We start from the raw sequence: 22,494 nt of genomic DNA on the forward strand, positions 1-22,494 counted from the left end.
ACCTAAACTTTGGCCTCGCAGACCAAGCAGGTCTCCGATTTTAGGGTGACGGCGTTACAGGACTATGCGCTTCAGCTTGCAGTCGCGCTGTGCAATTAATCGAGTCAACGGACTCAGTAGATATCTCAAGGGACTAGCATGAAAAAAACTCTGATTCTCGCGGCTGTTTCCGCGACCTTCGCGAGTGCGGCATACGCGCAAAGCAGTGTGACGCTGTACGGTATCGTTGATGCCGGTTTCACTTTCGTGAACAACCAGGTTAAGCCTGGCCTCGTTCCAGTTGGCGCTCCTCCGCTCCACGGTGCGGTTTATGGTTTGAAGAGCGGCAACGTTCAAAACAGCCGCTGGGGCCTGCGTGGTGCAGAAGACCTGGGTGGCGGTCTGAAGGCAATCTTCACATTGGAAAGCGGTTTTGACATCGGTAACGGCACTGCCGCCCAAAATGGCCGTATGTTTGGCCGTCAGGCTTTTGTCGGTATGTCCAGCCCTTACGGCACTGTGACTCTTGGTCGTCAGTATGATTCCGTGGTCGATTACATCGGCCCGCTGACGGCAACCGGAAGCTGGGGCGGCACGTATTTCGCTCACCCGTTTGACAATGACAACGCGAACAACTCGCTGCGCATGAACAATTCGGTCAAGTTCCAAAGCGCTAACTACGGTGGCTTCTCGTTCGGTGGCTTGTATGCCTTCTCGAACCAGGCTGGTGGCTTTGCTAGCGACCGTGCATACAGCGCGGGCATGGGCTACCAGGCTGGCGGTTTGAAGCTGGCTGCTGCATACCTGCAAACGCAAGGTACAGACCGTAACACTAGCGGTGCAGTTCAAGACGGCATCGCAAACTTTGGCTCAGCTACTGCTCCGGCATTCAGCTCGAAGCAACGTACCTGGGGTGCAGGCGGTAGCTATGCATTCGGCCCGGCAACAGTTGGTGCTGTGTTCTCGCAAAGCCGCTTCCAGTTCGTGCTGGGTGACGCATCGGTTCGCCTCAACAACTACGAAGTCAATGCACGTTACAACCTGACGCCAGCATTTGCTCTGGGTGCTGCATACACGTACACCCAATCGATGCAACGTACTCCGGCGATTCCTTCTGGCTCGAGCCACTGGAACCAGTTCGGTCTTCAAGCTGACTACGCGTTGTCCAAGCGTACCGATATCTACGCTGAAGGCGTAGCTCAGCTTGGCGCGAAGGGTAATGCTGCCAATGGCACAACTACTCGCGTATTTGGTACCGATGCACCTTCTTCATCGCGTAACCAGGTTGTGGTCACGACGGGTATTCGTCACCGCTTCTAAGCATCACTGTTTCAGCAAAAAAGCACCGTTCGCGGTGCTTTTTTGTTTTTGGGCGACAGATTCGGGCTGAATACGATGGCGTGCTATTTACGCTATCTAGTATGTTGTTGCTTTGTGCCAAGAGCGGGTCACTAGCTGATTCGCTCTGTTGGCGAAACAACATGGGAAGGAAATATGACTGCTATCCGCAAGCTGAATCTCGTCGCTGCACTATGGGTTCTGACATTGGGCGTTGCCATGGCGGATACGGTTGCGCTGAAGGCCCATCTGGAGCCTTCCAGCGAAGTCCCGCCTCGTGTCAGTCATGGTCACGGCGTGCTGAATGCCACGTTTGACACCTCGACCAATGCGATCCAATGGACGGTGACTTATGCGGACTTGTCGGGGCCCGCAACGGGAGCGCACTTTCATGGTCCCGCCCCCGTTGGGCAAAATGCGAAAGTTCAGGTGTCGATCGACCAATCCGCATTGGCTAGTCCGATTAAGGGCTCTGCGAGACTGACTGAGCAACAGGTCACGGATCTGATGGCCGGCCAGTGGTACTTCAATATCCATACCGGACAAAATTCTGGCGGTGAAATTCGCGGCCAGATACTGCCTTCCAACTAGCCGTGCGAGCCTGAAAATCGTTTTGAGCCAAGCTTCGTTGGGTTCATTCGATGAAGCGGCATTTCCGCATCAGGCGAGGTGTCGCCGCGTTATTTAAGTGTCAGGCGAGTCATCTGAGAGGCTGATTGCCTGATAGGCGGCTTCGACGGCGGCCGTGCCGTACTGGCGCTCCAGCCGTCGTACGGTGAAATGACCATGGGCGGCTTGCTGAAAATGGTCAATAAAAACTGTGTTGACCATGGCTCCCAGCACCGCGCCCAGCGCAGGAATGGATTTGGCCGCGATTTGTTCGCTGACTTGCGTGGAAAACCGCGCGGCAATGGTTTGAACCAGACGCAATAGCGCGGCTGAACCGTGTGTGGTGAAGCCCTTTGCTGCGACTTCGGCAGAGGCTTTCGAGACGGCCTGGGCCAGCGCGCCACGCATGATGAAGTAGCCGAATTCGGCGTCGTCGTCGGTTTTTGATGTGCCTCCCATGCCCAGCACGGCAAGACATTGCAACTGGGTGTCAATCGAGTTCAGGTCTTCGCCCTCGCTGCGGGCGACATCACAGATCGAACGAAACATCAGCGTGGTGGTAACCGGTAGTTCAACGGGCAGCGCGAATAGCCCGAAGGCACCTCCTGCCGCGCCGGTGGTGGCCACCGCGAACTTGTGCAGCAGGTTGCGTGGCTTGTCGGGCGTGCCTGATGGCGTGCTGCTGTCGTGGCTCCCCAGCGTGCGCAACGCGATGTTCAAACATTTGCGCAACGCGATTTGCGTCGCTTCGGCCACTTTCTCATTGGCGCTGGCGGGCATCCGGGCCAGCAGCTTTTCTAGTGGTGCTCCGACGATGCTGGCGAGTTTCATCGCCAGCGCTGGGCTTTCAAGTTCATGTTTCGCGTGCCGCAGAACGCTTAGATCTGCGGTGGACAACGGCGAGGCGGCAAGCGGTAACGGTTGCATAACACTTCCTGATGACTGCGGCGGGCAATCGGGCAGTTTAGCGCGGCACCGCGTGATATGATCCGCAATCTATTGACCAATCAACTGTTGTCATATCAATAAATGCCCGTCCATACTGCGGCTCACCATTCGAGTGGGCAAGTTTTGCCGTTTCGTGAATCATTGCTGGCCATGTTGGGTATTTCGTTTGTCACGATGCTCGTGGCGCTCGATCAAACTGTGGTGGGCACTGCGCTGCCTACGGCCGTCGCGGAACTCAAAGGGTTTGAGCTTTATGCCTGGGTGGCGACTTCGTACTTGCTGACTTCGGTGATTACCGTGCCGATTTTCGGCCGTCTTGGCGATTATTACGGGCGCAAGCCGTTCGTGATTGCCTCAATCATCGTTTTCACCGCCGCCTCTGCGCTGTGCGGCATGGCGGACAGCATGCTGTTTCTGGTGCTCGCCCGGGGTTTGCAGGGCATCGGAGGGGGCATGCTGGTGGGCACTGCATTTGCCTGTATTCCCGATCTTTTTCCTGATTCAGTGGTGCGTCTGCGCTGGCAAATAATGATGAGTTCGGCCTTCGGTATCGCCAATGCAGCGGGGTCGTCGTTGGGCGGCATTCTCACGCAGTACTACGGCTGGCGTTCGGTGTTCTACGTCAACTTGCCTGTGGGGCTGTTGTCGCTGTTTTTTGTCTGGCGTTATTTGCCGCATCTGCGCCATGTCGTGCATACCGAAAAGATGCGTCTGGACTGGCCCGGTGCGTTGCTTATCGCTGTGACGCTGGGTAGCTTGCAGCTTTTCGTTGAATGGCTGCCGCAACATGGTTTCGCTCCCACGACGTTAGGCTTGCTCGCGCTTGGTCTGATCGCGGGCTACGCGCTCTGGAAATGGGAAAAACGCTGCCCGCAAGCCATTCTCCCGATTGACATGTTTCGCAACCGTAGTCTTGCCGCGCTGTTCGTCTTGACGTTGCTGAGCGGTTTTACGATGTTTTCGCTGCTGTTTTACGCACCGCTGCTGTTCCAGGGTGGGTTTGGCATGTCACCGCAGGAAGCTGGGCTCATCATCACGCCGCTGGTGGTGTTTATTACGGTGGGCAGTATCGTCAATGGGCGCATCGTTTCGCGTGTGCGTAATCCCAATCTGATGCTGTATCTCGGCTTTGTGCTGGTGGCGCTGGCCTGTGCAGGCGTCGCGCGGGCGACGCACACCATGCCCTCCTGGCTGCTAGTTACGTTGATGGTGATGGCGGGCCTGGGTCTCGGCTTTGTGCTGCCCAACCTGACGATCTTCGCGCAGCAGATAGCCGCGCGGGAGCATCTTGGGATTGCAACGGCGCTGCTGCAGTCGTTGCGCATGATTGGCGGGATGGCTGGCACCGCGCTGACTGGCACGCTGATTAGCCATATGTACGCCGATGGGGTGCGTACTGCGCTGGAGCGCGATCAGGCGATGCACTGGTTTGCTGCCCTGAGTGATCCACAAATCCTGATTAATCGTGAAGCGCAGTTGCCGCTGCTTGAGCAACTCGCGCGCGCTGGCCATAACGGCATGCTGCTGCTGGAGAGCGCGCGTGAAGCGCTGGTTGCGGCGATTCATCTCGGGCTGGCACTGGCGGCGCTGATTGCCGTTGTGTCGCTCTGGCAAAGCCGCCGGGTGCCGCGCATTACACTGCGGCGCAAAGTTGAGCCAAGCGTGGCGGCTGATTGATTCCCCCTGAGTTACATGGTTGAAACCTTATGGAAGAGCAGGATCGTGTTGCTTTCGTGCAGCAGTTTGGCCGGACTTATCGTGTGTTTATGTCGGCCTTTGAAGCCAGCGTGGGGCATCCGCTGCCGCGCTGGCGTGTCTTGCGGGCGTTGCATGAGCAGTCTGGCGGGGCTTCGCAAAAACGGCTCATTGAGCTTCTGCGGATTGATCCCGGTGCGCTGACGCGGCAGTTGAAGGCGCTTGAGGCACTAGGCTGGATCGCTCGCAGCATGGATGCGCGGGATAACCGTGTGACCAACGTCGTGTTGACCGACACCGGCCGGGCGGTGATTCAGGCGAGCTTGCCGCAGCGCAATGCGTTCTTGCACGACACCATGGCGGGGCTGCCGGATGCGGACCTCGCGGCGGTTTCCAGTATCTTGAGGCGGCTTGAAGCGCGGATCGGTGAGGTGGCGAGTGCTGCGCCTGAATTGCGCTCAAGTGCCGTGGGCGAGAACGCTGCAGATTAAACCGCAGTTGTTGTGCACCATGCGTACCACCGTCACCGTCACCGTCACCGCCACCGCCACCACCACCACCACCGCCACCGCCACCGCCACCGCCACCGCCACCGCCACCGCCACCACCACCACCACCACCACCACCACCACCACCACCACCGCCGCACCAACCACTGTCAGAAGAACGTTTCGATGACTTCGGTCACGTTGTACGACGAATCGACCATCAGCAACTGACGCCATTTATCAAACGTCAGACACGGATGCGAGATATCAAACGCCAGCATGTCGCCCACCTTCAGGTTGGCCTCCGCTGGAATCTTTAGATAGGCATGCTGATCCATCATTGAGCTTACTTCCCAGCCTTCGCTGGCTGCGATCTCGCGTGGTGCTGTGTCGCCTGGACGGTAGTGGCGCGCGGGTTGGGGCAAACCTGCGTCGAATGCAGCGTCACGTTTGCCGAGCGCGATGATGGCGCGTCCGGCTTCCGGAATAGATTGCACATAAGCCCATAAATGCAGTGCAGGCAGCAGCCCCTGGCCCATTTTTTGGGCCACCGGGTTGCGCGCAAAAATATCGCTCTGCGCCTGGCGGTAAATCCCGATGTCATGCGTCAGATAGCAGCCCGGCCGCAGCACAACTTCAATCTGGCCAGCGGCGGCGGCCGGGGCGAATTCTTCTGCTACGACGTCGTACCACGCTGATCCGGCCCCGCTCAGAATGGCTGGCGTCCGGGCAAAGCGGCCTGTGCTGGCCAGCAGACGCATCGTGGCAACCGCATGGCGCAAGAATGCGCGAATCTCATGTTCTTCCTTGAGCACGCCCTCATAGAGTTCGATACCCGCGAGTTGCAGCACGCCAGGGTAACGCGCGAGGGCGGCGAGCACGGCGTCACGCTGCGCGTCATCGCGTACGCCATTGCGCCCGCCGGGCACGCCTAGCTCCAGCAGCACTTGCAATGGCTTGCGCGCCGCGCTGAAAAATTCGCCGAGTTGTGTGACCCCTTCAGCCGAATCAACCAGGCAGAAAAATTCGAAATCAGGGTCGCTTAACAGCTCAGCGATGAGCGCCATGTTGCAGCGCCCGACGAGCTGGTTTGCCATCAACACCCGTGTGATGCCACCGTGCCAGGCCGCCCGCACTTGATGCGCGGTCGCCAGCGTGATGCCCCAGGCACCGCCCTCGATCTGGCGGCGGAAAAGCTGGGGGGCCATGGTCGTTTTGCCGTGTGGTGCGAGTTTCACGGCGTATTGCGTAACGAAGGCCTGCATCCATTGCAGGTTGTGTTCGATGCGATCGGCATACAGCACCGCCGCAGGCAAGCTGACATCTTCACGCAGCAGGTTCCATTCGAGCCGTGCCACATCCGTTAACTGAATCCGGTTGCCGGGAACTAGCCCCAAGCCTTTGCTATGAGGATCAATCACGGCACCCTGATAATTCGTTACTTTCATGTCATGCTCCCTCGTCCGGTTGAGTTGCCGCAGCGTTGGCCGGATGCATGTTACCCAAAGTATCTTGAGCCTTGGGCTGCCTGATTCGCGCCGCCATCACGCCGTCATTGCGCTGCCATTGCGTCGTAATCGCCGCAGCCTGCCACGGCAAGGAGACAAACCATGCATTCCCATCCTGAAGCCGCCGATACCCTGATCTTCGGCGCGCAGTTGTATGACGGCACTGGTGCCGCTCCGGTCGAGCGTGATGTCGCGCTGCGTGAAGGCCGGATCGTGGCCATTGGCAATTTGACCAACTGGCTCGCGGAAGAAGTGATCGACGCCAGCGGCCGTGCGCTGGCACCAGGCTTCATTGATGTGCATACGCATGACGACACTGCTGTCATCCGCTCGCCGCAGATGCTGCCCAAGCTGACGCAAGGCGTGACCACGGTGATCGTTGGCAATTGCGGCATTAGCGCCGCGCCCGTCACGCTGGCTGCCGCTCCCCCTGATCCCATGATTTTGCTCGGTGAGCGCGAAGCGTTTTGCTATCCGACGTTCGCGGCGTATGTCGCTGCTGTGAATGACGCGCGGCCGGCGGTCAATGTGGCGGCGCTGGTCGGACATACGGCGTTGCGTAGCAACCAGATGGCGCAGCTTGATCGTGCCGCGAGCGCCACAGAACTTGAGCGCATGTGTGCGCAGCTTGAAGAGGCGCTGGCGCATGGCGCGCTTGGCCTGAGCTCCGGGTTGGCGTATGGCTCGGCGTCGGCGGCCCCGGTAGACGAAGTGATTGCGCTCGCACGGCCGCTGGCAGCGGCTGGCGCGATTTACACCACGCATTTGCGCACCGAGTTCGATGCCATTCTCGACGCGATGGAAGAGGCGTATCAGGTCGGGCGGCAAGCGCGGGTGCCGGTCATCATTTCGCATTTGAAGTGCGCGGGGCCTGCGAACTGGGGCCGTAGCGTGGAAGTACTCGCCTCCATCGAACAGGCGCGGCGCGGGCAACCCGTTGGCTGCGACTGCTATCCCTACAGCCGCAGTTCGTCGACGCTTGACCTGAAACAAGTGACTGGCGATATCGACATCACCATCACATGGAGTGAGCCGCATCCCGAGATGGCGGGCAAGCTCCTCAACGAGATCGCCACGCACTGGCAGCTCACGCAGCGCGCAGCTGCGCAGCGTTTGCAACCCGCTGGCGCGGTTTATCACAACATGGCGGAAGAAGACGTGCGGCGCATTCTCGCGCATCCCGCGACGATGGTCGGCTCGGATGGCTTGCCGAATGATCCGTTGCCGCATCCGCGTTTATGGGGCGCTTTTCCCCGGGTGCTAGGGCATTACGCCCGCGACGAAAAGCTGATGCCGCTCGAAGAAGCGGTGCGCAAGATGACGAGTCTATCTGCGCGCCGTTTTGGGCTGACGCAGCGCGGTGAGGTGCAGTTGGGCTATCACGCCGATCTCGTGTTGTTCGATCCAGCTCGGGTGCACGATGCGGCGACCTTCGAGGTACCGCAAAAGCCTGCCAGCGGAATCGACGCGGTTTGGGTGAATGGTGTGCTGTCGTACCGGGATGGCGAAGTGAGTGAGGCGCGTGCCGGGCGATTCATCACGCGCGGTGTGCGCCCAGACAGCGCGGCAAACGCATTCTGAATAGCGCTTGCGCGGCAGGATTCAGGTCTAACCCAAAGGAGAGAGAAGCGATGAAACGTTATGGCGTAGAAGGCGGCAAAGGCACCGGTGGCCAGCACATGCCGTTTTCCAGGGCGGTTGAGGCGGATGGCTGGCTGTTTGTTTCAGGTCAGACGCCGATGGAAAACGGTGAAGTGATCGCGGGCGGCATTGTTGAGCAGTCGCACAAAACGATGCAGAACGTGTTTGCGATTTTGCAGGAAGCGGGCTACGGCGCTGAGCACGTGGTGCGCTGTGGCGTGTGGCTGGATGATCCGCGTGACTTCGCCTCGTTCAACAAGGTTTTTCGTGAGTACTTTGGCGAGCATCCACCGGCACGGGCATGCGTCGTGTCCAGCATGGTGATTGACTGCAAGGTCGAGGTGGATTGCGTGGCTTATAAGGCACCAGCAGGAAAGTCCTGATCTGGTTCGCTTGAAGCTGGGGTTAAAGCTGAAGCAGTGAAAGCAACGGAAGCAGAATAAACGGCCGGTCGCGCGGCAAGGCTTGCGCAGCGACCGGACGACCGGCCGTGCGGTTTACTGCCGCGCCGTGCGGAGATTGTCCGGCAGCGGCATGTTGTAGTTGGTGCGAAACGGATTGATATCCAGCCCGCCGCGCCGGGTATAGCGCGCATAGACGGCGAGCCGCGCCGGTTGGCAAGCCTGCATGATGTCGCTGTAGATTCGCTCTACGCATTGCTCATGAAAGCCCGTGTGCTGGCGATACGAAATGATGTAGCGCAGCAGTCCGGCATGGTCGATTGGCGGGCCTGAGTAACGGATCTGCACACTGCCCCAGTCTGGCTGGCCCGTGACTGGGCAGTTTGATTTCAGCAAGTTCGAATACAGCGTTTCTTCCATCGGCGCTTGCGTGAGTGCTGCGCTCAGCAGCGACGGATCGGGGTGGTACACATCGGCGTCGAGATCGAGCCGGTCGAGTGACAAGCCATCGAATTCATCCATCTGCAACTGGCCGAAATCGGCGCTTAAGGTCAGACGAACCGGCACATTCGCGCCGCAGATCGCCGACACGTCGCGCTTGAGCGCGTCACGCAGTGCCTCTGCGGAGTCATATGCAGTTTGCGCAAACGATCCCAGATATAGCTTGAACGACTTTGATTCGATGATGAACGGCGAATCGGCTGGCACGTAAAACGTGGCGAGCGCGATCTGCGGTTTGCCACGGGGGTTCAGCCACGACAGTTCATACGCGTTCCAGATATCGGTGCCGAAAAACGGCAACGGCTGGCCGATGCCAATCGCGTCCCGCGCGGGCTGGCGGGGGATTGGGAATAGCAATGAAGGGTCGTATTGGGCGATATAGGCAGTAGCTTTGCCCAAGGGGGAGTGCTCGAGGGTCATGGTGTGTTCACGATGCCATTGAAAACGTGCCCAGTGGGCGTGACGACACGCGCTGATTCGCAATGACGCAGCTGGTCGTCGAAGAAAAAGTCGGGCTCGAATTCACGCAAAAAAGCGCCTTTATCGAGCCCGCCGAGAAACATCGCTTCGTCGATTTCGATGTTCCAGGCCATCAGGGTGCGGATCGCGCGTTCATGCGCAGGGGCCGAACGTGCTGTGACGAGTGCGGTGCGGATATGCATCGGGGCGGCGTGGTCTGCGAGTTTTTGCAGCCGGTGCAGCGCTTCGAGCAGCGGTTTGAGCGGGCCATCCGCGAGCGGTAAATCTTTGTTGCTGGTCTCGTTGTCGATGAAGGCGGGCAAGCCGTCGCGCTGAAAAATACGTTCGGCTTCGTCGGAGAACAGCACCGCGTCCCCATCGAATGCGATGCGAATTTCATTGGGCCAGGTGCTTGCCATACGGGCCGATTCGGGCAGCACGCGCGCGGCGGGAAACCCGGCCGCGAGCGCATCGCGCACGTCATCCTGGTTGGCCGACAAAAAGAGCGCGGCGTTCAGCGGCTTCAGATAACCAAACGGCGCGCGGCCCCGGGTGAAGACTCCTCGCTCGATGGCGAGGCCATATTCGCGGCATGAATTAAACGCGCGCAAGCCGCTGATGGGATCACTGCGCGACAGGATCACGACTTCGACGTTGTGCCCGCTGGCGTTGAGCGCCAGCAGCTTGCGCATCAGTGGAAACGCGACCCCAGGCTTGGCTGGCACGGCGAGTCGCGCACGTTGCAGTTCTTCGTAGGCTCGCAGGTCGCCGTTTTCGTAGACGCGGTTTTCTTCTTCGAAATCGAATAGCGCCCGCGATGAAATCGCCACCACGAGTTTGTCTTGCAGTGAAACCGCCATGTGTCAGGCTCCAGCCGGTAGTGCTGTGTGATGCCGCATGTCGCTGCGCGTTGTCACGTTGTCGCCGCGTGTTTAACCGAGAAACAGCCGGTAGACCGGGTTAGCCGTCTCTTCCCAGCAGGGATAGCCGAGTGACGCGATAAAGCGGTCAAACGCTTCGCAGTCGACGCTGGGCACCTGCATGCCGACGAGGATCGAGCTGTAATCCGCGCCTTGATTGCGGTAATGGAACAAGCTGATATTCCAGTTTGGTGCCATCGAGGAGAGGAATTTCATCAGCGCGCCCGGCCGCTCGGGAAACTCGAAACGGAACAGACGTTCGTCCTGCGCTAGCGGTGAGCGCCCCCCCACCATGTAACGGATATGTTGTTTCGAGAGCTCGTCGCCGGTGAGATCGACCGTGGCGAAGCGGTGGGCTTCGAACGTTTGCGCGATCTCAGCGGATTCGCCGCGATTCTTGATCTGAACGCCAACGAACAGGTGCGCCGAATGCGCATCCGCAATGCGGTAATTGAATTCGGTGACGCTGCGGGTGCCGACCAGCGTGCAAAAGCGCCTGAAGCTGCCGCGCTCTTCGGGGATCGTCACGGCGAACACGGCCTCGCGCGCTTCGCCGACTTCGGCGCGCTCAGCGACAAACCGCATCCGGTCGAAATTCATGTTCGCGCCCGAGGTGACGGCGATCAGCGTTTGCGCCTGAATGCCGCTGCGTTCGGCATACAGCTTGGCACCGGCGACGGCCAGCGCGCCCGCTGGCTCAAGCACGCTGCGGGTATCCTGGAAGACGTCCTTGATCGCAGCGCAGAGCGCATCGGTATCCACAATCAAGACGTCGTCGAGATAGGCCTGGCAGAGCCGGAAGGTTTCCTCGCCCACCAGCTTGACCGCCGTGCCGTCTGAAAAGAGGCCCACTTCAGGCAGCGTTACGCGCTGGTTGGCCTTGAGCGATTGCGCCATCGCGCAGGAGTCGTCGGTTTGCACCCCGATAACTTTGATCTCCGGGCGCACCGCCTTGACGTATGCCGCGACGCCCGCCGCCAGCCCGCCGCCGCCAATCGGCACGAAAATCGCGTGGATCGGTGCCTGGTGCTGGCTGAGAATTTCCATGGCGACGGTGCCCTGGCCGGCAATCACGTAGGGATCGTCGAACGGATGGACAAACGTCAGCCCCTGCGCTTCCTGTAACTCGATGGCATGCGCGTAGGCATCGCTATAGGACTCGCCGTGCTGGACCACTTCGACGGTTGGGCCGCCATGCGCGCGCACCGCGTCGACCTTGAGCTGCGGCGTTGTCACGGGCACCACGATGACGGCTTTGACACCCATGCGGGCCGCCGACAGGGCCACGCCCTGGGCGTGGTTGCCCGCCGATGCGGTAATCACGCCACGCTCCAGCGCACTGGCGGGCAGGTGTGCCATTTTGTTGTACGCGCCCCGCACCTTGAAGGAGAACACCGGCTGGTTGTCCTCGCGCTTCAGAAAAACGGGATTGCCGAGGCGGACTGACAGGCTGCGTGCGGGTTCGAGTTCCGTCTCACGCGCCACATCGTAGACACGCGCTGTGAGGATTTTCTTTAAATAGTCGTGGGAATGCATGCAGGGCGCGCGCGAGGCGCTTGGAAGAGGCGGGAAAACGTCAATGATAGCGCCAACCGTGCAGGTTCCGGGCGCTGGGGTTTTGCCGCTGGCGTGCGGGTGAACTGTCCGGGGCGATTTCGGGCGGTTGCACCCAGCTTTGCCTGACTGCATAAAACACGCGTCAGAAATGCCCGGAGCGCTTTGTCTGCTGGAATTCAGACGCCTACGTGCACGAAGATCCTGCGGTAGAATTCCGGTTTGCAACAAGGATCGGAAGATGCACCGGCAGCCTTGCCCCCTCTTTTTAGTGCCAGCCTCGCGCGAGTGTTGCCCCGCAGCGCATTGGCATGTCAGGCTAGCCCGATCGTGTAGCGTTCACTGAATAGTTGAATCTTGCAGAACGGCCGATGTGAGTTGTTCCATCCAGGCCGTTTCGCCCAGCCAGAAATTTCCAGCATTGCGCCCCACGCGCATCGTCAGCCGCGCTCTGTTTGAGCCGCGCCGCCGACTCACCGAGTTGTCCGCACATGAACGCACCTCAAGTTTTCGACCCGCACGGAGCCGCCGCCGCAGTGGCCGCCGATCCCGAACCACGCCTGCGCGAAATTCCCTATAACTACACGTCGTTTTCCGACCGCGAGATCGTCATCCGCCTGCTGGGCGACGACGCCTGGAGCGCGCTCGCCGAATTGCGTGCGGAGCGCCGCACGGGCCGCTCGGCACGGATGTTGTACGAAGTGTTGGGCGATATCTGGGTGGTGCGGCGCAATCCGTATCTGCAAGATGATCTGCTTGACAACCCGAAACGCCGGGCATTGCTGATCGAAGCCTTGAATCACCGTCTGGGTGAAATTGAAAAACGCCGCCGCGCCGATCTGATCGAGCATGCCAATGCCGCCGGGATAGAGCGCGCGGCCCGGGTCGAAACCCTGGTGGCCGCTGCGCGCCGCGCGGTCGAAGCGTTCGCAAGTGAATTCGACAAAACCGCTGAGCTGCGCCGCCGCGCCACCAAAGTGCTGGGCCGCTGCACGCAGAAAGACAACATCCGCTTTGATGGCCTGTCGCGCGTGTCGCATGTCACCGATGCAACCGACTGGCGCGTCGAATATCCGTTTGTCGTGCTGACCCCCGATACCGAGGCCGAAATTGCGGGCCTGATTAAAGCGTGCTTCGCGCTGGGTTTGACCGTGATTCCACGCGGAGGCGGCACCGGCTACACCGGTGGCGCAATTCCACTCACGCCGTTTTCCGCTGTTATCAACACCGAAAAACTCGAGCAACTGGGTGCCGTCGAACTCACCGATTTGCCGGGCTTGACGCACAAGGTGGCGACGATTTTCTCTGGCGCTGGCGTGGTCACGCGGCGCGTGACCGAAGCAGCGGAACAGGCTGGTTACGTGTTCGCAGTGGACCCGACTTCGCTGGACGCGTCGTGCATCGGCGGCAATGTGGCGATGAACGCGGGCGGCAAGAAAGCGGTGCTTTGGGGCACTGCGCTCGATAACCTCGCCTGGTGGCGGATGGTCGATCCGGAAGGCAACTGGCTCGAGATCACCCGGCTTGAGCACAACATGGGCAAGATTCACGACATTCCAGTCGCGCGTTTCGAGCTGAACTGGTTCGATGGCGCGTATGCGCCTGGCGAAAAACTGCTGCGCACCGAGAAGCTGGATATTGAAGGCCGGCGTTTTCGCAAGGAAGGGCTTGGCAAGGATGTCACCGACAAATTCCTCGCGGGCTTGCCCGGCGTGCAAAAAGAGGGCTGTGATGGCCTGATTACTTCAGCGCGCTGGGTGCTGCACAAGATGCCCGCTCATACGCGCACGGTCTGTCTGGAGTTTTTCGGCCAGGCGCGCGAAGCGATCCCAAGCATCGTTGAAATCAAGGATTTCCTGTTCGAAACCTCGAAGCAGGGTGGCGCGATTCTCGCGGGTCTGGAGCATCTCGACGAACGCTATCTGCGCGCGGTGGGCTACGCGACCAAATCGAAACGCAACGCGTTTCCGAAGATGGTGCTGATTGGCGACATCGTCGGTGATGACGCGGATGCGGTTGCCGCCGCGACCTCCGAAGTCGTGCGCATGGCCAACAGCAAGAGCGGCGAAGGTTTTGTCGCGGTTAGCGCTGAAGCGCGCAAGCGCTTCTGGCTGGACCGTAGCCGCACGGCCGCGATCGCCAAACACACCAACGCGTTCAAGATCAACGAAGACGTGGTGATCCCGCTGAACCGGATGGGCGAATACACCGACGGCATCGAGCGCATCAACATCGAGCTGTCGATCAAAAACAAGCTGCAACTGGTGGATGCGCTCGACGCGTTTTTCCGCGCGGGCAAGCTGCCGCTGGGTAAAAGCGATGACGCTAACGAAATTCCCAGCGCCGAGCTGCTGGAAGACCGGGTGCAACAAGCGCTGGACCTGCTCAAGCGCGTGCGCGAGCGCTGGGCCTTCGTGCTTGAGCATCTGGATCGGCCGTTACGCGAGGCTCAGCACTATCTCGTGCAACTCGGTTACGAAGCGCTGGCAGAGAAGTTTGCCGACCGGGTGGATGGGCAGGCTGGCGTCACGGTGTTCGATGTGGCGCAGGACCGCACCATTCGCGTGTCGTGGAAGCACGAACTCCGCGCTGAGCTACGGCAGATTTTCAATGGTGGCGAATTTAAACCGATCCTTGACGAGGCTCAGGCGATCCACAAGCAGGTGCTGCGTGGCCGGGTGTTCGTGGCGTTGCACATGCACGCGGGCGACGGCAATGTCCATACCAACCTGCCGGTCAATTCCGACAACTACGAAATGCTGCAGGACGCTCACAAGGCCGTCGCACGCATCATGAAGCTGGCGCGCTCGCTTGATGGCGTGATTTCTGGCGAGCACGGGATTGGCATCACCAAGCTCGAATTCCTCACCGAGGACGAAATCGGCGAATTCCGCGCGTACAAACAGCGCGTTGATCCACAAGGACGCTTCAACGCGGGCAAGCTGCTGATTGGCGCTGACCTGCGCAATGCGTACACCCCCAGCTTTGGTCTGATGGGTTACGAATCGCTGATCATGCAGCAGTCGGATATTGGCGCGATTGCAGACTCGATTAAAGACTGCTTGCGTTGCGGCAAATGCAAACCGGTATGCGCGACGCACGTGCCCCGGGCGAATTTGCTGTACAGCCCGCGTAACAAGATCCTGGCGACGTCGCTGCTGGTCGAAGCGTTTCTTTATGAAGAACAGACTCGGCGCGGAGTGTCGATCAAGCACTGGGAAGAATTCAACGACGTGGCCGATCACTGCACGGTGTGCCATAAATGCGTGACACCGTGCCCCGTGAAGATCGACTTCGGTGACGTCACGATGAACATGCGCAACCTGCTGCGCAAGATGGGCAAAAAGAAGTTCAACGCAGGCAATGCCGCGGGCATGTTCTTCCTCAACGCGACCAACCCGCAGACTATCAACCTCGCGCGTGCGGCGATGATGGGCGTGGGCTACAAGGCGCAACGTCTTGGCAACAACTTGTTGAAACGCTTCACGAAAAAGCAGACGGCTCGGCCGCCCGCGACCACCGGCAAACCGCCAGTGGTCGAACAGGTCATCCACTTCATGAACAAGAAGATGCCGGGCAATCTGCCGAAAAAGACCGCCCGCGCGCTGCTCGATATTGAAGACAACAAGATCGTGCCGATCATCCGCAATCCGGCAACCACGAATGCGGATTCGGAAGCGGTGTTTTACTTTCCTGGTTGTGGCTCGGAGCGGCTGTTCTCGCAAGTGGGGCTGGCGACACAGGCGATGCTGTGGGAGGCGGGCGTGCAGACCGTGCTGCCGCCAGGTTATCTGTGCTGTGGTTATCCGCAACGCGGCTCGGGCCAGTTCGACAAGGCCGAGAAAATCGTTACAGACAACCGTGTGTTGTTTCACCGCATGGCCAATACGCTGAACTACCTTGATATCAAGACGGTGGTGGTGTCGTGCGGCACGTGCTACGACCAGTTGGCGGGCTACGAATTCGACAAGATTTTTCCGGGTTGCCGGATTATCGACATTCACGAATTTCTGCTGGAAAAAGGGATTCGCCTGGAAGGGGTGAGCGGCATGCGCTACATGTACCACGACCCTTGCCACACGCCGATCAAGACCATGGACCCGGTAACGCTGGTGAACCAGTTAATGGGTTCGGAGCACGACGGCTACCGGATCGAGAAAAACGACCGTTGCTGTGGCGAATCCGGCACGCTGGCGGTGACACGGCCTGATGTTTCGACTCAGGTGCGGTTTCGCAAGGAAGAGGAAATCCGCAAAGGAGCAGCCAAGCTGCGCAACATCCCGGTGGTGGCGCAGGGCGTTGCTGCAGGGGGGGCCCCTTCTGCTGCCGCGGCACCCGCGCCGGGCGGCGAACCTGGCGTGAAAATTCTGACGAGCTGCCCGTCCTGCTTGCAAGGGCTCTCGCGCTATAACGAAGACGCGGATATCGAGGCGGATTACATCGTGGTCGAGATTGCCCGCCATGTGCTGGGAGAAGACTGGATGGCCGATTATGTCCGGCGCGCCAATCATGGCGGAATTGAGCGTGTGCTGGTTTAATGGCGCGATAAACGTTTTCGTCTGGGGAAAATGATGGACTGTGTACTGTGCCGTGAGGACGGTGGCGACGTGCTGTGGCAGGACGACACATTACGCGTTGTTCTGGCCAGCGAGCCCGATTATCCGGGCTTGTGCCGTGTGATCTGGAATGCTCACGTAGCCGAGTTTTCAGAGATGCCTGTTGCCGGACGCGAGCACATGATGCGTGTGGTGTCCGCTGTTGAATGTGCGATGCGGCGCATTTTGCAGCCCATCAAAGTGAATCTGGCGAGTCTTGGCAACCAGGTGCCGCATATGCACTGGCACGTGATCCCCCGTTATTCGAATGACGCACACTTTCCGCTACCGATCTGGGCACCACGCCAGCGCACGGTGTCGGAGGCATTACTCGCCTCGCGGCGGGCCCAGGCGACGCTGCTGCGCGATGCAGTGCGTCACGAAGTCGAACAGGCACTCGCGTGAGGCGGCTATGAGCGGACTGATGCCCGATACCCCGGTGCCGACAGGCGTGATTGTTCACGCGAAGTCGCGCGTGCTGGAACTGCAATATCCGAATGGCGAAAATTTCCGTGTGCCATTTGAGCTGTTACGGGTTTATTCCCCATCGGCCGAAGTGCGCGGCCATGGGCCCGGGCAGGAAGTGCTGCAGACGGGCAAGCGCGACGTCACTATTAGCGCGATTGAAGGCGTGGGTAATTACGCGTTACAGCCGCTTTTTTCCGATGGGCATTCCACGGGGCTGTATTCGTGGGACTTGCTGTACGACCTGGCGAGCCGCCAGGAGCAGCATTGGCGGGATTACCTGGCTCGTCTGGAAGCGGCTGGCGTGCAGCGTGATGCGCCGATGACGGCGGCACGTCCCGCATCTGGCCACTGCCACTGATTCTCCCGCTATCCACAGGCTGGTACGATTCGGCCTCAAGCCGCTCCCAGCGCGGCGCTACACCTTGGAACAACACGCTAAAGGACCCAGCGCGATGAGCAAAACTCACTTCGGCTTTCAGACCGTTGACGAGCAGGAAAAAGCGAAGAAAGTGGCGGGCGTGTTTCATTCCGTCGCCACGAACTACGACTTGATGAACGATCTGATGTCGGGCGGATTGCACCGGGCATGGAAGATGTTCACGATTGCCCAGGCGAATGTACGGCCAGGTTTCAAGGTGCTCGATCTTGCGGGCGGCACGGGCGATCTGTCGAAAGCTTTTGCCCGTAAGGCAGGCTCCACAGGCGAGGTCTGGCTGACCGACATCAACGAATCCATGCTGCGCGTAGGCCGTGACCGCTTGCTCGATAAAGGCGTGGTTACGCCAGCATTGCTGTGCGATGCCGAGAAAATTCCGTTTCCTGACAATTACTTCGACGTGGTGACCGTTGCTTTTGGTTTGCGCAATATGACCCACAAAGATGCAGCACTTGCTGAAATGCGCCGCGTGCTCAAACCCGCAGGACGTTTGTTAGTGCTTGAATTTTCTAAGGTCTGGGAGCCGCTGAAAAAGGCTTACGACGTGTACTCGTTCAAGGTTCTGCCGTGGCTTGGCGATCGTTTTGCCAAGGACTCGGAGAGCTACCGTTATCTGGCGGAATCGATCCGGATGCATCCAGATCAGGAAACCTTAAAAAAAATGATGGAAGAGGCAGGGCTCGACGCTGTCAAATATTACAATTTGTCAGCAGGTGTGGTAGCGTTGCACGTGGGGACCAAATACTAGCGTTCCTACTCCATCAGTTTTATAAGGAAAACTCAAAAATGTCCGATTCACGTGCGTTATCTTCCAAAAAAAGACCGGGTTCGTGGGCGAGAAGAATCGGACTGGTTGCGATGGTGGGTTTGATTACCGTTGGCACGCTAGCCTCGCTGGACGCTGAAGCAAAGCGTATGGGCGGCAGCCGTAGTATGGGGCGTCAGTCAACCACCATGCAGCGCCAGTCACCGCCGCCGGCCCAGCCGTCGCAATCCCAGTCAGCTCAATCCGCCCAGGCCACGCGTGCTCAAGCCGCCCCTGGCGCTGCAGCGGCCGCGCCTAACCGTTCGCGCTGGCTTGGCCCGATTGCCGGCCTCGCAGCCGGTCTGGGTATTGCCGCTTTGCTGTCCCACTTTGGTTTAGGCGAGGCCTTTGCAGGTGCCATGGCCAATTTCATCATCATTGCGCTGATTGCAATGGTCGGCATCTGGCTTATCCGTAAATTCATGAATCGCAAGCGTAATGCGGGCACACCGGCGTATGCCGGATCAGGCGCTACGCTGAATGCTGGTGGCACGGGTTACAACCACGGGCTGGGCAATCCAGGCAATACAACTGCTTCGGGCTCGCATTTTGGCTTGCAAGGCAATTTGCCGGGTGGCCAGCCTGTTGCGCAAGATCTGGGCGCGACTGCTTCGATCCCGGCTGATTTCGACACGGAAGCCTTTGTGCGGAATGCGAAGGTTTACTTTGTCCGTTTGCAGGCAGCATGGGACGCGGGCAACATGGACGACATTCGTGAATTCACTACGCCTGAGATGTTTGCTGAAGTGAAGGTCGATCTCGATTCGCGCGGCGCGCAGCCTAACCAGACTGATGTGGTGCAACTGAATGCCGATTTGCTGGGCGTCGAAGATCGCGGCACGGAGTACTTTGCCAGCGTGCGTTTTTCGGGGCTGATCCGCGAATCGGCCAATGCTGCAGCGGAGCCTTTCAGCGAAATCTGGAACCTGTCCAAATCAACCCGCACCGGCGAAGGCTGGCTGCTCGCAGGGATTCAGCAAGTTACCACCCACTAGGGCGTTTGCTTTGTTCCTTAGCCGTTCGGTGTAACGGGCCTGACACCGAACGGACGTTACAATAGAAACCCGCGCGGACATTTGTCCGCGCGGGTTTTTTCTTGCCAATTCAATGACCTTCGCTGCCAAGCCCTTTGCCGCTGCTGTTAATCATCTGCTTGCCCGTGAATCATGGGCCCGTGAACGCCTCACACCCTACGCTGGTAAAACAGCGCGGCTGGCGTGTGCTAGCGTCGAGCTGCTTTTGCAGGTGCAGCCGGACGGTCATCTAGGTGCCATTACGCAAGATGAGGCGCAGCAAGTCGATGTCACCATCGCTGTGCCGGGTGAGGCACTACCTGTGTTTCTCCAGGGCGGCCAGGCTGCGGTGATGAAGCACGTAAAAATTGAAGGCGATGCAGAGTTTGCGACAGTGATCGCTCGTCTGGCGGAACATTTGCGCTGGGAGCCAGAAGAAGACCTAGCCCGTTTTTTGGGTGACGCACCGGCGTGGCGTCTGGCCACGCTGGCGCGTTCAGCCGATCAGCAAGCGCGCCGGGCCGGACGCAATCTGCTCGAAACCGTTGTTGAATATCTGCTTGAGGAGAATCCGCAACTGGTGCGCAGTGCCGCGCTCGATACATTTAATACAGAGCTCGCGCGGGTTCGAGACACGCTGGCGCGTGTCGACAAGCGCGTCGAGCGTCTTGAACGGGCGATGGAGAGTGGTTTGGCGCGTTCGCTGAACGACGCTTCCACGTTGCGTCGTACCCGCTAGTCCCCGGGCATCTCATGCGTTTTCTGCGTTTTCTCAAGATTTTATTCACCGTTATTCGCTTTGGCCTTGACGAGATGATGCTGGGGCGCGTCAACGACCGGCGCGTCCGGTTGCTGGTGCGCATCACCACCGTTGGCCGCAAGTTCGAGCAACCGCCCGGCGTGCGCTTGCGTCTTGCGCTCGAAAGTCTTGGGCCGATATTCGTCAAATTTGGTCAGGTGCTGTCTACCCGGCGCGATCTATTGCCCGTGGATATCGCAGATGAGCTGGCCAAGCTGCAAGATCAGGTGCCGTCTTTCGATTCAGACGTGGCCATTGCGATTATCGAAAAGGCGCTGGGTGCGTCGGTGACTCAGGTGTTTGATGACTTTGAGCGGGTGCCGGTGGCCAGTGCGTCGATTGCGCAAGTGCACTTCGCCAGACTCAAATCGGGCGTGCATGCAGGCAAATCAGTGGCGGTCAAAGTGTTGCGCCCCGGCATGCTGCCCGTGATCGACTCAGATCTGGCTCTCCTGCGTGACGTTGCTGTGTGGGCGGAGCGCTTGTGGGCTGACGGCAAACGGCTCAAGCCGCGTGAAGTTGTCGCTGAATTCGACAAATATCTGCACGACGAACTCGATCTGACACGCGAAGCCGCAAACGCTAGTCAGTTGCGGCGTAATTTTGCCGGCCTGGACTTGCTGCTCGTGCCCGAAATGTACTGGGAGTTCTGTACGCCAAATGTGCTGGTGATGGAACGGATGGTGGGCGTGCCAATCAGCCAGGTGGATACCTTGCGTGCGGCGGGGGTCGATATTCCGAAGCTCGCGCGAGAAGGCGTCGAGATCTTTTTTACCCAGGTGTTCCGTGATGGCTTTTTCCACGCCGACATGCATCCGGGCAATATTCAGGTCAGCTTGGCCCAGGCGCATTTTGGGCGCTACATTGCGCTGGATTTCGGCATTGTCGGAGCCTTGTCTGATTTCGATAAAAACTATCTCGCGCAAAATTTTCTGGCGTTCTTCAAGCGCGATTACCATCGCGTCGCCACGCTGCATCTAGAGTCCGGCTGGGTGCCACCTACCACTCGCGTCGAAGAACTCGAAAGCGCGATCCGTGCCGTATGCGAGCCCTATTTTGACCGGGCGCTCAAAGACATTTCGCTGGGCCAGGTGCTGATGCGGTTATTTTCGACGTCGCGCCGTTTCAATGTTGAGATTCAGCCGCAACTAGTGCTGTTGCAAAAAACCATGCTCAATGTTGAAGGGCTAGGCCGCTCACTAGATCCCGAGCTTGATTTGTGGAAAACCGCCAAACCGTATCTTGAGCGCTGGATGACTGAACAGATTGGCCTGCGCGGCTGGTATGAGCGGTTCAGGATCGAGGCACCGCAGTGGAGCAAGACCTTGCCGCAATTGCCGCGCCTGGTTCATCAGATGCTGCTGGAGCACCACGAAGGGCAGCGCGGGGCGAATGATGAGGTTCTGCGCCAGATCTTGCGGCAGCAGCGGCGCACCAACCGGGTATTGGTTGGCGCACTGGTGTTCGGTATCGCGGTGGGCGCTGGGGCGGTGGCGGCGCATACCTGGCTGGCATTTGCGCATGTGGGTTGAGCTGTGGGCCGGTGGTTTATGGCTTTAGATTCAGGAGTAGGCATGAGTGATAAACCAGCCGCGCCTCAGTTGCCCGCTGTCGCAGCGGGTTTTGCCACGCGTGATCCAGAATCTCCCACATTCTGGGACGAACGTTTTCAGAACGGCTTTATTCCGTGGGACCAAGCGGGTGTTCCACTGGCGTTCAAGGTTTTTGCTTCGGGCCATGCACAGGCGAAGGTCCTGATTCCAGGTTGTGGCAATGCCTGGGAGGCGCTTTGGCTGGCTCAGCAGGGCATAGCTGTGCAGGCGATTGATTTTTCGGCGCAGGCAGTGATGGCGGCACGGGCCCAGTTGGGTGACTACGCCAGTGTTGTCGGGCAGGCTGACTTCTTCACATTTCAGCCGCTGTTTCCTCCTGACTGGATTTATGAGCGGGCATTTTTGTGTGCGTTGCCCAAAGCCAGGCGGGCTGACTATGCGGCGCGCATGGCAGCGCTTTTGCCGCCTGGTGGCTTGCTCGCGGGGTTTTTCTTTTTCGGCGAAACCCTTAAAGGCCCGCCATTTGGAATCAGCCGCGACGAACTTGACGCGTTACTCGCGCCACATTTTGAGCTGCTTGAAGACGCGCCTGTAACCGATTCGATTCCTGTTTTTGCCGGCCGTGAGCGCTGGCTGACATGGCGTCGGCGTGGATGATGTTCTTCTGATCGTTCGATCGCGCCACAACCTGGGGCATAGACGCTGGCCGTAGCGGCCAGACGCAGTTCGCCCTAGCCATCCAGCCATGCCGGTGAGCCTGTTGTTTGCAGCTATAATTCAAGGC

At 59.3% G+C, this 22,494-nt stretch carries 20 protein-coding genes; 14 read left to right on the forward strand and 6 right to left on the reverse strand.

All coding sequences use genetic code 11. The features are described from left to right. Positions 1–138: 138 nt before the first annotated feature. Both GH656_RS03105 and GH656_RS03110 read left to right on the forward strand, forming a co-directional pair. Positions 139–1,299, forward strand: a complete 1,161-nt coding sequence (locus tag GH656_RS03105; protein ID WP_153074533.1) for a porin — start codon at positions 139–141, stop codon at positions 1,297–1,299. Between the two features lie 174 nt (positions 1,300–1,473). Continuing rightward, entirely contained in the window at positions 1,474–1,908 is a 435-nt protein-coding gene (locus GH656_RS03110; RefSeq protein ID WP_153074534.1) for a CHRD domain-containing protein, read from the forward strand. A 93-nt stretch (positions 1,909–2,001) separates the two neighbouring features. On the opposite strand, the gene GH656_RS03115 is transcribed toward GH656_RS03110, so the two are convergent. Continuing rightward, positions 2,002–2,853, reverse strand: a complete 852-nt coding sequence (locus tag GH656_RS03115) for an EcsC family protein (protein WP_153074535.1) — start codon at positions 2,851–2,853, stop codon at positions 2,002–2,004. A gap of 102 nt (positions 2,854–2,955) precedes the next feature. Here GH656_RS03115 and GH656_RS03120 point away from each other — a divergent pair, with 102 nt between their 5' ends. Together GH656_RS03120 and GH656_RS03125 are read left to right on the forward strand one after the other, a co-directional pair. After that, positions 2,956–4,551 carry an MDR family MFS transporter gene (locus GH656_RS03120; protein ID WP_153074536.1) on the forward strand — a complete coding sequence of 532 codons (1,596 nt, stop codon included), beginning with the start codon at positions 2,956–2,958 and terminating at the stop codon, positions 4,549–4,551. A 29-nt stretch (positions 4,552–4,580) separates the two neighbouring features. After that, on the forward strand, positions 4,581–5,060 hold the full coding sequence (locus GH656_RS03125) for a MarR family winged helix-turn-helix transcriptional regulator (protein WP_153074537.1): 480 nt from the start codon (positions 4,581–4,583) through the stop codon (positions 5,058–5,060). Here GH656_RS03125 and GH656_RS17860 read toward each other — a convergent pair. Continuing rightward, complete coding sequence (locus GH656_RS17860) at positions 5,028–5,210, reverse strand: hypothetical protein (RefSeq protein WP_217352212.1); 183 nt, start codon at positions 5,208–5,210, stop codon at positions 5,028–5,030. The genes GH656_RS03125 and GH656_RS17860 overlap by 33 nt on opposite strands. A gap of 17 nt (positions 5,211–5,227) precedes the next feature. Further along, complete coding sequence (locus tag GH656_RS03135) at positions 5,228–6,505, reverse strand: amino acid deaminase (RefSeq protein ID WP_153074538.1); 1,278 nt, start codon at positions 6,503–6,505, stop codon at positions 5,228–5,230. Positions 6,506–6,667: 162 nt separating this feature from the next. Between GH656_RS03135 and GH656_RS03140 the strand changes: the two genes are divergently transcribed. Both GH656_RS03140 and GH656_RS03145 read left to right on the forward strand, forming a co-directional pair. Further along, positions 6,668–8,146 (forward strand): N-acyl-D-amino-acid deacylase family protein, encoded by a 1,479-nt coding sequence (locus GH656_RS03140; protein ID WP_153074539.1) that lies wholly within the window; start codon positions 6,668–6,670, stop codon positions 8,144–8,146. A gap of 50 nt (positions 8,147–8,196) precedes the next feature. After that, positions 8,197–8,589 carry a RidA family protein gene (locus tag GH656_RS03145; protein WP_153074540.1) on the forward strand — a complete coding sequence of 131 codons (393 nt, stop codon included), beginning with the start codon at positions 8,197–8,199 and terminating at the stop codon, positions 8,587–8,589. A 114-nt stretch (positions 8,590–8,703) separates the two neighbouring features. On the opposite strand, the gene queF is transcribed toward GH656_RS03145, so the two are convergent. The 3 genes from queF to ilvA form a co-directional block, all read right to left on the reverse strand. Then, on the reverse strand, positions 8,704–9,528 hold the full coding sequence (gene queF / locus GH656_RS03150) for an NADPH-dependent 7-cyano-7-deazaguanine reductase QueF (protein ID WP_153074541.1): 825 nt from the start codon (positions 9,526–9,528) through the stop codon (positions 8,704–8,706). Continuing rightward, complete coding sequence (locus GH656_RS03155) at positions 9,525–10,427, reverse strand: 5'-nucleotidase (RefSeq protein WP_153074542.1); 903 nt, start codon at positions 10,425–10,427, stop codon at positions 9,525–9,527. Before GH656_RS03155 ends, queF begins: the two co-directional genes overlap by 4 nt. A 72-nt stretch (positions 10,428–10,499) precedes the next feature. After that, entirely contained in the window at positions 10,500–12,023 is a 1,524-nt protein-coding gene (ilvA, locus tag GH656_RS03160) for a threonine ammonia-lyase, biosynthetic (RefSeq protein WP_153074543.1), read from the reverse strand. A 509-nt stretch (positions 12,024–12,532) separates the two neighbouring features. Between ilvA and GH656_RS03165 the strand changes: the two genes are divergently transcribed. The 8 genes from GH656_RS03165 (at position 12,533) to GH656_RS03200 (ending at position 22,367) form a co-directional block, all read left to right on the forward strand. Next, positions 12,533–16,579, forward strand: a complete 4,047-nt coding sequence (locus GH656_RS03165) for a DUF3683 domain-containing protein (protein ID WP_153074544.1) — start codon at positions 12,533–12,535, stop codon at positions 16,577–16,579. A gap of 33 nt (positions 16,580–16,612) precedes the next feature. Beyond that, positions 16,613–17,041: an HIT family protein gene (locus GH656_RS03170; RefSeq protein ID WP_153076534.1), complete on the forward strand. Its 429-nt coding sequence runs from the start codon at positions 16,613–16,615 to the stop codon at positions 17,039–17,041. Between the two features lie 7 nt (positions 17,042–17,048). Next, positions 17,049–17,462 carry a gamma-butyrobetaine hydroxylase family protein gene (locus GH656_RS03175; RefSeq protein WP_153074545.1) on the forward strand — a complete coding sequence of 138 codons (414 nt, stop codon included), beginning with the start codon at positions 17,049–17,051 and terminating at the stop codon, positions 17,460–17,462. Between the two features lie 94 nt (positions 17,463–17,556). Continuing rightward, the gene (ubiE, locus tag GH656_RS03180) at positions 17,557–18,288 is read left to right on the forward strand and encodes a bifunctional demethylmenaquinone methyltransferase/2-methoxy-6-polyprenyl-1,4-benzoquinol methylase UbiE (protein ID WP_153074546.1); all 732 of its coding nucleotides are present in this window, start codon (positions 17,557–17,559) and stop codon (positions 18,286–18,288) included. Positions 18,289–18,326: 38 nt separating this feature from the next. Next, positions 18,327–19,340, forward strand: a complete 1,014-nt coding sequence (locus GH656_RS03185) for a Tim44 domain-containing protein (protein ID WP_153074547.1) — start codon at positions 18,327–18,329, stop codon at positions 19,338–19,340. 112 nt (positions 19,341–19,452) lie between these two features. After that, positions 19,453–20,097 (forward strand): ubiquinone biosynthesis accessory factor UbiJ, encoded by a 645-nt coding sequence (locus tag GH656_RS03190; protein ID WP_153074548.1) that lies wholly within the window; start codon positions 19,453–19,455, stop codon positions 20,095–20,097. Between the two features lie 14 nt (positions 20,098–20,111). Continuing rightward, the gene (gene ubiB / locus GH656_RS03195) at positions 20,112–21,689 is read left to right on the forward strand and encodes a ubiquinone biosynthesis regulatory protein kinase UbiB (RefSeq protein WP_153074549.1); all 1,578 of its coding nucleotides are present in this window, start codon (positions 20,112–20,114) and stop codon (positions 21,687–21,689) included. Between the two features lie 42 nt (positions 21,690–21,731). Further along, positions 21,732–22,367 carry a methyltransferase domain-containing protein gene (locus GH656_RS03200; RefSeq protein WP_153074550.1) on the forward strand — a complete coding sequence of 212 codons (636 nt, stop codon included), beginning with the start codon at positions 21,732–21,734 and terminating at the stop codon, positions 22,365–22,367. Positions 22,368–22,494 lie beyond the last annotated feature (127 nt).

The organism is Paraburkholderia bonniea (assembly GCF_009455625.1).
GTDB lineage: Bacteria > Pseudomonadota > Gammaproteobacteria > Burkholderiales > Burkholderiaceae > Paraburkholderia > Paraburkholderia bonniea.

What these genes read in the sequence shown, in the direction of transcription:
- GH656_RS03105 (WP_153074533.1), top strand. Translation starts at nt 139, where the DNA reads ATGAAAAAAACTCTGATTCTCGCGGCTGTTTCCGCGACCTTCGCGAGT.
- GH656_RS03110 (WP_153074534.1), top strand. Translation starts at nt 1,474, where the DNA reads ATGACTGCTATCCGCAAGCTGAATCTCGTCGCTGCACTATGGGTTCTG.
- GH656_RS03115 (WP_153074535.1), bottom strand. Translation starts at nt 2,853, where the DNA reads ATGCAACCGTTACCGCTTGCCGCCTCGCCGTTGTCCACCGCAGATCTA.
- GH656_RS03120 (WP_153074536.1), top strand. Translation starts at nt 2,956, where the DNA reads ATGCCCGTCCATACTGCGGCTCACCATTCGAGTGGGCAAGTTTTGCCG.
- GH656_RS03125 (WP_153074537.1), top strand. Translation starts at nt 4,581, where the DNA reads ATGGAAGAGCAGGATCGTGTTGCTTTCGTGCAGCAGTTTGGCCGGACT.
- GH656_RS03135 (WP_153074538.1), bottom strand. Translation starts at nt 6,505, where the DNA reads ATGAAAGTAACGAATTATCAGGGTGCCGTGATTGATCCTCATAGCAAA.
- GH656_RS03140 (WP_153074539.1), top strand. Translation starts at nt 6,668, where the DNA reads ATGCATTCCCATCCTGAAGCCGCCGATACCCTGATCTTCGGCGCGCAG.
- GH656_RS03145 (WP_153074540.1), top strand. Translation starts at nt 8,197, where the DNA reads ATGAAACGTTATGGCGTAGAAGGCGGCAAAGGCACCGGTGGCCAGCAC.
- queF (WP_153074541.1), bottom strand. Translation starts at nt 9,528, where the DNA reads ATGACCCTCGAGCACTCCCCCTTGGGCAAAGCTACTGCCTATATCGCC.
- GH656_RS03155 (WP_153074542.1), bottom strand. Translation starts at nt 10,427, where the DNA reads ATGGCGGTTTCACTGCAAGACAAACTCGTGGTGGCGATTTCATCGCGG.
- ilvA (WP_153074543.1), bottom strand. Translation starts at nt 12,023, where the DNA reads ATGCATTCCCACGACTATTTAAAGAAAATCCTCACAGCGCGTGTCTAC.
- GH656_RS03165 (WP_153074544.1), top strand. Translation starts at nt 12,533, where the DNA reads ATGAACGCACCTCAAGTTTTCGACCCGCACGGAGCCGCCGCCGCAGTG.
- GH656_RS03170 (WP_153076534.1), top strand. Translation starts at nt 16,613, where the DNA reads ATGGACTGTGTACTGTGCCGTGAGGACGGTGGCGACGTGCTGTGGCAG.
- GH656_RS03175 (WP_153074545.1), top strand. Translation starts at nt 17,049, where the DNA reads ATGAGCGGACTGATGCCCGATACCCCGGTGCCGACAGGCGTGATTGTT.
- ubiE (WP_153074546.1), top strand. Translation starts at nt 17,557, where the DNA reads ATGAGCAAAACTCACTTCGGCTTTCAGACCGTTGACGAGCAGGAAAAA.
- GH656_RS03185 (WP_153074547.1), top strand. Translation starts at nt 18,327, where the DNA reads ATGTCCGATTCACGTGCGTTATCTTCCAAAAAAAGACCGGGTTCGTGG.
- GH656_RS03190 (WP_153074548.1), top strand. Translation starts at nt 19,453, where the DNA reads ATGACCTTCGCTGCCAAGCCCTTTGCCGCTGCTGTTAATCATCTGCTT.
- ubiB (WP_153074549.1), top strand. Translation starts at nt 20,112, where the DNA reads ATGCGTTTTCTGCGTTTTCTCAAGATTTTATTCACCGTTATTCGCTTT.
- GH656_RS03200 (WP_153074550.1), top strand. Translation starts at nt 21,732, where the DNA reads ATGAGTGATAAACCAGCCGCGCCTCAGTTGCCCGCTGTCGCAGCGGGT.